The organism is Lysinibacillus sp. fls2-241-R2A-57, from assembly GCF_030209535.1.
GTDB lineage: Bacteria > Bacillota > Bacilli > Bacillales_A > Planococcaceae > Lysinibacillus.
Window position 1 is genome coordinate 1 of record NZ_JARVRU010000177.1, and the last position, 7777, is coordinate 7777.

The following is a 7777-nucleotide window of genomic DNA, read 5'->3' on the forward strand; positions in this document are numbered from 1 at the left end:
ATCTCTCTTTTTGTATAATTTTCATTGGAAGAAATTAGATAATCAACACGCGTGTAAGTTAACATTAATATCTGTTAAAGTTTCAAGATTAATATGACTCGGTTCCCCTAGATGTTTCCGAATATGTTGGTAGAATTCACTGTTTCCAATCAATTCATTCATTTCTTTTTTCATAGTAACTCCTTTACCTAGATGTATTATTTTATTATGAAACGCTTTAGAAAATAAGTATTGTACCTTCTGGCCATTTCCCTTTCCAGCCGCATGGGATATGTCCGCTTTCATATATTTTTAAAAGCTCTGTATAAAAACCAAACCCAGTGTATGAGCAATAAGAATATTCCATCATAGACGAAAGTAAATCCCATTCAATACTTTCAAATACATTTTCGTCAATTCCATTATCATTTAGATATTGGGCTATTTTATGTAATACATCTTCTTTAAGAAAAGATTTAGCTTCATCAGTTATATTATTCCATTCTCTATATTGGTCTCGTCAATTTTCGTGAAGAGATGCTGTTAATTTATTTCTAATACCTAATTTAAAATTGTCCCAATTATTATTACATTTTTTTGATACTTCACTCCAATTTTTCACAAATTTATAATTCAGATTAGTATTAACAATTGATATTTCGCCACATTTTGAAAACCAATCAATTTTAACTATACGTTCTTGAATGTCTTGTAGAGACTCCATTAGATCCCCCTATTTTTGTTTATATGCTTTATTTTTTGAAAATCAATTTTCCCATTGAATAATACCCACCGTTTTAACAATATAAGTAAGTTCAATTTTTATATACTTGGTTTTTCTAATTTTAAATTGCATCATCCTGATACCCTATTTTTATTACTTTTTCATTTCTTAAACGGAGTCCTAGACCATTCTCCATATCCCAAGTACAGTCGAAGGTTATTCCGATATCTCGACCTTCGTAAATGCCAGCATATTGAACAACAATTCCAACAAGCGTAATCAGCTCAAGAAGTTGGTCGGTAGTTTCAACTAAGGGATAGTGTCATTAAATTCAATATCATAGCCTAGTTCATGTCGTTTTTGCTGATAATAGTTTAAAATTGGTTGCAAAAAACTTTGTTGCAATTGTCCCCAATTTTGGATTAATGATTGGTATGCTGTATATTGATCTTCATCAAATTTGCCATCTTCATCACCGTCTATTATCAATGCAATCTCGGCTTCTTTTCCTAAAAAAAGAATACTGATAACCTTAGTCCAAATATAGTCATACCAAAAACTGGATTGCTAATTGTCTTTTCAACATCTCCTTTAGTCAAGAAGCTTCGTGAGCTTTGTAATATAATTATTTGTTCTAGATTCATATGTAATATTAACCTAATATGGGTAATTATAAAATAAATTTCAATTTCTAAATTTTATGAAGTGTAATAGATTTGATAGGGCAAGCAATTGTTCTTCTTTTTCTGAGATTTTTCAGATAACAAAAAGAGTAGTACATTTGCACTACTCTTTTGCTCTTAATCGTTTTATTTGACAAAATTCATAGAACGTTATGATTAATTCAGCGATTTCATCTATACTCTTGTCCCTTCTATCCCTCTTCAACAAGAATAACTTCCAATTCTGCTCCACTCACTATATTATAAAGCGCATGATAAAAATCATCACCCAAAGAGATAAGAGAATCATCATAGCCTCCATAAAATTTACCTGATGAAGAAATATACCAAGTCATCTCCATCGTTGGAATTTCTCCAATGATAACAAATGACTCCGCGCAATATTTTTCATAACTTTTAGATACCTCGCGAAATATTGAACTTGCTGCCTCAATTGGATTAATAGTTAACGTAAAATAGCTATCCGACCTTTTAGGATTTTCAAATTGGATTATCAAATCACCATATTCTTTTAGAAAATCAGCCGCTCTATTAAAGATAATATATTCTCCATTAATTAAAGAAGCTATATATTTACTTATATCAACTTTACGTCCCTTAAACCAACCTGCTTTCTGAAGTAAAGCCAGAACCTTTTCTTCCATAATTTCGCATCCTTTGATTTAGGCTTTACCCTTCGCTCCTGAATTAATGGACTAAAGTGATAACTCAAAGTATTAGTTGTTTATGTATTTATTCTATTTCCTCTCCTTGTTTAAACAAACAAAGATTCTCCAATGCCTCATAAATATTGTCTCCGAATTTCTCCAAATAATAGCCAGTTTCCCCATATACTTTTCCAGTTTCCGACAAAAACATTATCATATTTCCACGACAAGCTTCACCAATGGGAATTAAACGCTCATTCATCCTCCTTTCAATCTCTTCAAAATCTTCTTTCTCATAGTAATCTCCTATAGCAATTTTAGGTATCAAATGAAAAGACTCTATTCTACCATTTGGATGATTGAATATATATTCAATTTCACCAAACTCACTAAGCATCTTTATTAAATGCGGAAATAAAGTGTATTTTTTTGATAGTAAAAAGTCGATAGTATCTTGTATATCAATATTCCTTCCTGGATACCAACCAGACTGTTTTTATATTTTAATTGTTTCTTCAGAAAATGGTTTCATAATAGTTTCCTCTTAAAATCATTAATAAAATCTGTCCGACATTAGAAGCTGGGGTAAAGCACAACAAAAGATTACCTCAACATTCTGCAGGTTAACTCCCAAGCCTGATGCTCCCAACTTTATCCTTTATTCTCTTCCAGACCTGCTTTGTCATAGCTTTCTTCTTCCACAAGACTCCTTCTAACTCATGTTATAAGTCGGAATAAGCCTCTTCCAAAAATGATATCTCGAATAATAAGTGAATCTTTAAAATACTCCACCAAGATGTTCTCCTTATTATTTCCAGGTATTTATTGCCACTAATAAGTACTCGATTCTTCTAGTAGAATTTTTGATAATTTTGTTCCATCAAACTTATTCCCCCATCCTTTATCCTCTTTAATAGAAAATTTTTCAAAAGGTTTAATGTCCGGCAAAGGGAAATTGTTTACAATCATAGTATAAATAAGTATCTCTAATGAATTTAGACTCTCTTCACCGTACCCACTTATACTACTATAAGCATGACTTTGTCCAAGCTCATGAATGTCTGTTAATAATGTATCAATAGATTCATCAATTTTTTGATATAAATTATACAAATAATAAAATTCATTTTCAGTTAATCGTTCAAAATCGTCTTCATCATATTCTTTAGATTCCAATAGACCATCTGGAATTAATTCGGCTGTTGCTGAATTACAATCATCTAAATTATTAGAACTTGTGAATTCCCAGAGGTAATTTACAACTGGTTTCCAGTCACTAAGATCATAGTTTAAGGTTATTAGTGCATTTTCAAAACAACTTATGCCATATGCAACTCTACCTCTAAATGAAATTTCTTTAAATTTTCCTATGTCCTTGAATTTTCCCTTTTTCTTTATTCTCTCTCTTTGTATGTCAAGTACATCTGTAATTCCGAACTCTTCAAACCTTTCTAATAAATATACATGTCCGTATTGTAAAGCTAACATTCTTTCTTCTGTATAAATAGGTATTAATGTATAAAAATTAATGATTCTATTTTCCGAATCTATAAAACTTCTCATTTCTTTAGATGTACTGATTAAAATACACGATAATGCTGTATTGAAAGCGAATGGAGTTGGAGGTTCCCCATTTGGCAGCATGACTCCTTCTTCTAACCATCCATCATATTGATGTGGAATGTGAGCAACCATTCTCAACCACTTCAAAGGCCAGTAATAATCTTGGTTCGTCATTTCATTTCTACTTATTGGCCAATTTGCAGGCCACTTTAAGACTAATTCAGCGTACTTACTTCCCTTACATTCTTCTGAAACATCCATTGCACAATCACTCATTCCTGTAGTTACAAGCGTGATAAAATCATTTTCTTGCGACGGCAGGATAACTTGAATATCGATTGCCACCCTACTGCCAGGTATGATTTCACTGATTGTATTATTGATAGGACCAAACTGTTTTGTTATAAAATCTAAAATATCTGTGGTTTCATTTTGCATACTAGCTTCATCCCTTTCTTTTCTACTGGGTTCATGGCTAATATTATCCCTATATAATATCTAACGGCATTGAGATGCTGTCCTTTTTGTATCACTTGTAAAACTCTTCCACTGAAATTACTTCCATAGAGATACAATAAAACTCAATAAATTCGAATCCATCATTTTCACCATATCCACTATCATCATGTACATGATAACGCTGGCTGCTTACCAAACCTTGCTCCTTCATATCATGAATAATTAAGTCCCTCGACAATGGAAAAGTTGTTGCTTTTCTTATCGTTAAATCATCAACATTATAATATCTAATCTTTATTTTGAATGGTTCCTTTGTTTGTAAAAGGGTAACATGAAATGTAAGATCCATTGTTCCAACATAATTATCTTCAAAATCATTTCCAACATTATATTCAATATTTACTATTCTCTCGTAAAACCATGTACCATTTAGTGTCCGTTTAATCAGTTCTTTGTTCTTTAAATGCATAATGTTCTAACCACCTTTTTATCTACAAGAATATCCTGTTCTATATACCAGAAACCTAATGGGACTCATACTAGGTATAAATATTGTTAGGTTCCTTTATCCTAATCAAACAGGAACACTAATGTAAATTCCGAACAAACTAAGTAGTAATATTAGTATTGTTATCTAGAGCTATAATTGTAATCTCCTCACAAAAAAATGTATTCATATTCATGCAATGATTAAATATTTTCTTGATATTTAAATGTATTGTTTTGCTACCTCACTTTTAGGTTTTAAGTTTAATATTTGTTCAGCTAATGTTTTAGCTTCTTGATCACTAAGTAATTTATCAGGTATGTCATTAAAAAATAATAAATATTCTTTAAGTTCTACTTCATCTTCATCAAATTCTACTGCCTTTTTTGCGTGATAAAATGCCGCTTGATAAGCCCCATTTAAATGACATAATGGGTGAGATAGTATAATTGAAGCAATATAGTGAAGAAAAGCTGTTTCCTTCCTTTTTAACAGGTCTAAAACAAAAGAATAATATATGATGTTTTCTGATTTATAACACAATTCCAAAATACTGCATTCGAAATCATCTTTAGCCATACCATCCACAAAGGCTATGGCTTCTGTAAATTTTAACGAAAAAATTAAGTTTTCTAGTCTAGTTTTCATTTTAGATTTACCTCGCTTACTGTTATATCAGAGAAGTATCAACCCAATTTAGAAAAATAGTTTTTAATTTCATTCCCTAGATAAATTTTTGCTTCACCATTTATAATGATGTTTGTATTCTTAAAATCTACACTTTCTATCCCAACCGCTTCATCAAATCTTAATTTTTCAAATGAACAATCAATAAACTTCACATTATGAAATATCGATGAGTGAAAACTAGAAATATCAAAATTTACATCTTTAAATATTACATTTGAAAAACTCGCATTAATAAAAGAACAATTACGTATCTCTGAGTCAACGTCGTTTCAGAAAAATTACACTCATAAAAACTAGTTCTAAAAGCATTAATACCTGCAATATTTGATTTCTTAAATATTGCATAATCAGAGTTCCCTTTAATATAAATATTATTCTCAAAAGTACTACCGCATAAAGAAGCTTCACTTAAGTAAACTTTCGAAAAATCACATCCCTTAAAATTCATTTCTAAAATGCTACTATTGTTTAATCATTATCTGTAAATATTGTATTATTTAGGGTCATACCCTCAAAAAAACTACACTTATCTTTTGATAATCCTAGTGAATAATCAGTGTATTTCTTAAATTGCTCATATATATTCATTTGCCCCTCCGTAATAACCATAAATTCTATACTCTATATGCTTGCGTGGTCTATTTTAAAAACATTTGTTGTACTGTATTTTTCATAAATATATGATATCAAAAGATTGAATAATTATTCCATTAAATATAGTCTATTACATTTAATATAGTGTCTCTTAGTGCCTTATACCGTAAGTCATCATAGGGTAATGCTTGTTCGTAAATTTCCAAAAATAAATTTTTTAATTCTGATCTTTCATGTTGTGTCAAATCATCATCAATTTTTTCAAGTAATTGAAAAAAACTACCTAGCATAATACAAATGTCAGATTCAATATTTTCATTTTCGTCAATTAGATATTCACTGTCAGGTAGTAGGTGTTTACTAGCCTTGTAAATCACAATTCCTATCATCTCGCTATTCTGTAAAACAATTGAAAAATCTAAGGTCACCTTTACTTCAATGGAAGGCTTTGTTCTGATCCATTTTTCAGAATAGGACAGTAATATATCCCCTTCAACATAGTACTCGGTAAAATCTGATAATTTACAATCAAAATTCCGTTCCTCACTTATTTTCAAATTCCCATGTTTCCCCTCTGTAAATACTATAGACATTTTATCTCTTTTTACTATTATTGGCTCATTCAATTTTATAACTGCACTTATAAAATCCAAACTATCTTTATCAAATAATATAGTATCTACATCAGACCATAACCAATTAAAACTACCACAACTTGTATTTTTCAACGTTTCTATTTCGTAATAATTTTTCCCTTTACCTATCCATACAATCTGACTAGACAAGTACCATCTTATTTCTATATTGCTTATTATCTGTCTTTCATTTATCATTATTCCCATGTCTATTCGTGTAATAGCTGCTTTGCAGATAGCATAGTACACTTAAACTTTTCAACGTCTCCGCTTTCAACTTTACACATTTCCTCCCTTTATACCTTTAAATTAAAATCTTTAAATTATCCTTGCGTTGTCTGTTTGTCTTTTCCCAATCTAAAACAGATATATCTCAACCTATTTTTTCCAAGTATACATAAAGAAAGGTTAATTTTTCCACGAAAATATTTTACAAAAATTATAATATCTAAGTTTTCCTTATAAAATCTTGATAATTATAAGTTAAAGTTTCATTTACAAAGGTTTTTTCAGCAGTGACCTACTTGTTGAAGAAACTAAATAATAATCAAAAGGATGAATGTATATGAAACAAAAGCTTTCACCCATTTCTGCCAAAGAGCGGATTGAATCACTCGATGTATTAAGGGGGTTCGCATTATTCGGAATCATACTAGCAAATATTGTTTGGTTCCTTTATCCTGTCTACATGCAGGAAGATCCAAGTTTTAAAAATGAATGGACTTCTTTTTGGAATCAAGCTGATTACACAGTCAAATCACTTCTTTCTATGTTTGTCGATGGGAAATTTGTCATGCTCTTTTCCATGCTGTTCGGTTTTGGAATGGTCATCATGCAGGAAAGAGCAGCCGCAAAGCAATTAAACTTCTGGAGAATTTATTCTAGACGCCTAATTGCGTTATTTATTTTCGGTTGTATCCATGCATACTTCATTTGGTTCGGAGATATTTTAACGGACTACGCAATTTTAGGATTATTGCTCCTTCTTATGCATAAGTTAAAGCCCAATGCTATGTTAATCATTAGCTTAACTTTATATAGCTTACTTTTTGGACTTTTAACGTTTGGAGCTCTTTCCTCCGATTCTACTATGGCAATACCAATGTCAGAGGAAAGTCGTCAGCTCATGCAAGTTACGATAGATGCCCATCAAAATGGAAGCATTCAACAATTAATGGATGCTAATTTTATGGAAAGAACTTTTTATACAATGCGTAATGGACTATATGTTCTTTTTCTAGGTAATCCTATATTTTATTTATTCCTAAATTGCAATATCAAGTTGAACACTTTTTTCAAAAACATCTCAGAGGTTC

9 protein-coding genes and 2 pseudogenes are annotated in these 7777 nt (G+C 30.7%); 1 reads left to right on the forward strand and 10 read right to left on the reverse strand.

Annotated features, from left to right (window positions below):
- Nucleotides 1–499 precede the first annotated feature (499 nt).
- From QRN68_RS22830 to QRN68_RS22870, 10 genes and pseudogenes are all read right to left on the reverse strand, one after another.
- Nucleotides 500–703: a hypothetical protein gene (locus QRN68_RS22830; protein WP_285399411.1), complete on the reverse strand. Its 204-nt coding sequence runs from the start codon at nucleotides 701–703 to the stop codon at nucleotides 500–502.
- 121 nt (nucleotides 704–824) lie between these two features.
- Nucleotides 825–1246: pseudogene (locus tag QRN68_RS22835) on the reverse strand (DUF6985 domain-containing protein).
- 331 nt (nucleotides 1247–1577) lie between these two features.
- On the reverse strand, nucleotides 1578–2030 hold the full coding sequence (locus QRN68_RS22840) for an SUKH-3 domain-containing protein (RefSeq protein WP_285399412.1): 453 nt from the start codon (nucleotides 2028–2030) through the stop codon (nucleotides 1578–1580).
- Nucleotides 2031–2118: 88 nt separating this feature from the next.
- Nucleotides 2119–2517 (reverse strand): annotated as a pseudogene (locus tag QRN68_RS22845) (SUKH-3 domain-containing protein); the annotation flags it as partial.
- Nucleotides 2518–2864: 347 nt separating this feature from the next.
- Nucleotides 2865–4034, reverse strand: a complete 1170-nt coding sequence (locus QRN68_RS22850) for a suppressor of fused domain protein (RefSeq protein WP_285399414.1) — start codon at nucleotides 4032–4034, stop codon at nucleotides 2865–2867.
- Between the two features lie 91 nt (nucleotides 4035–4125).
- Nucleotides 4126–4524 (reverse strand): hypothetical protein, encoded by a 399-nt coding sequence (locus tag QRN68_RS22855; RefSeq protein WP_285399416.1) that lies wholly within the window; start codon nucleotides 4522–4524, stop codon nucleotides 4126–4128.
- A 240-nt stretch (nucleotides 4525–4764) separates the two neighbouring features.
- Nucleotides 4765–5190, reverse strand: a complete 426-nt coding sequence (locus tag QRN68_RS22860; RefSeq protein ID WP_285399417.1) for a hypothetical protein — start codon at nucleotides 5188–5190, stop codon at nucleotides 4765–4767.
- A gap of 38 nt (nucleotides 5191–5228) precedes the next feature.
- Nucleotides 5229–5483 carry a pentapeptide repeat-containing protein gene (locus tag QRN68_RS22865; protein WP_285399422.1) on the reverse strand — a complete coding sequence of 85 codons (255 nt, stop codon included), beginning with the start codon at nucleotides 5481–5483 and terminating at the stop codon, nucleotides 5229–5231.
- Nucleotides 5441–5689, reverse strand: a complete 249-nt coding sequence (locus QRN68_RS26985; RefSeq protein ID WP_350224369.1) for a pentapeptide repeat-containing protein — start codon at nucleotides 5687–5689, stop codon at nucleotides 5441–5443. The genes QRN68_RS22865 and QRN68_RS26985 overlap by 43 nt, the downstream gene beginning before the upstream one ends.
- Before the next feature lie 253 nt (nucleotides 5690–5942).
- The gene (locus QRN68_RS22870; protein WP_285399419.1) at nucleotides 5943–6668 is read right to left on the reverse strand and encodes a hypothetical protein; all 726 of its coding nucleotides are present in this window, start codon (nucleotides 6666–6668) and stop codon (nucleotides 5943–5945) included.
- A 358-nt stretch (nucleotides 6669–7026) separates the two neighbouring features.
- On the opposite strand from QRN68_RS22870, the gene QRN68_RS22875 reads away from it, so the two are divergent.
- Nucleotides 7027–7777, forward strand: a 751-nt coding sequence (locus QRN68_RS22875) for a DUF418 domain-containing protein (RefSeq protein ID WP_285399420.1), incomplete at its 3' end; no start/stop codon positions are given.

Coding starts and splice junctions, on each gene's coding strand:
- QRN68_RS22830 (WP_285399411.1), bottom strand. CDS start 703: ATGGAGTCTCTACAAGACATTCAAGAACGTATAGTTAAAATTGATTGG.
- QRN68_RS22840 (WP_285399412.1), bottom strand. CDS start 2,030: ATGGAAGAAAAGGTTCTGGCTTTACTTCAGAAAGCAGGTTGGTTTAAG.
- QRN68_RS22850 (WP_285399414.1), bottom strand. CDS start 4,034: ATGCAAAATGAAACCACAGATATTTTAGATTTTATAACAAAACAGTTT.
- QRN68_RS22855 (WP_285399416.1), bottom strand. CDS start 4,524: ATGCATTTAAAGAACAAAGAACTGATTAAACGGACACTAAATGGTACA.
- QRN68_RS22860 (WP_285399417.1), bottom strand. CDS start 5,190: ATGAAAACTAGACTAGAAAACTTAATTTTTTCGTTAAAATTTACAGAA.
- QRN68_RS22870 (WP_285399419.1), bottom strand. CDS start 6,668: ATGGGAATAATGATAAATGAAAGACAGATAATAAGCAATATAGAAATA.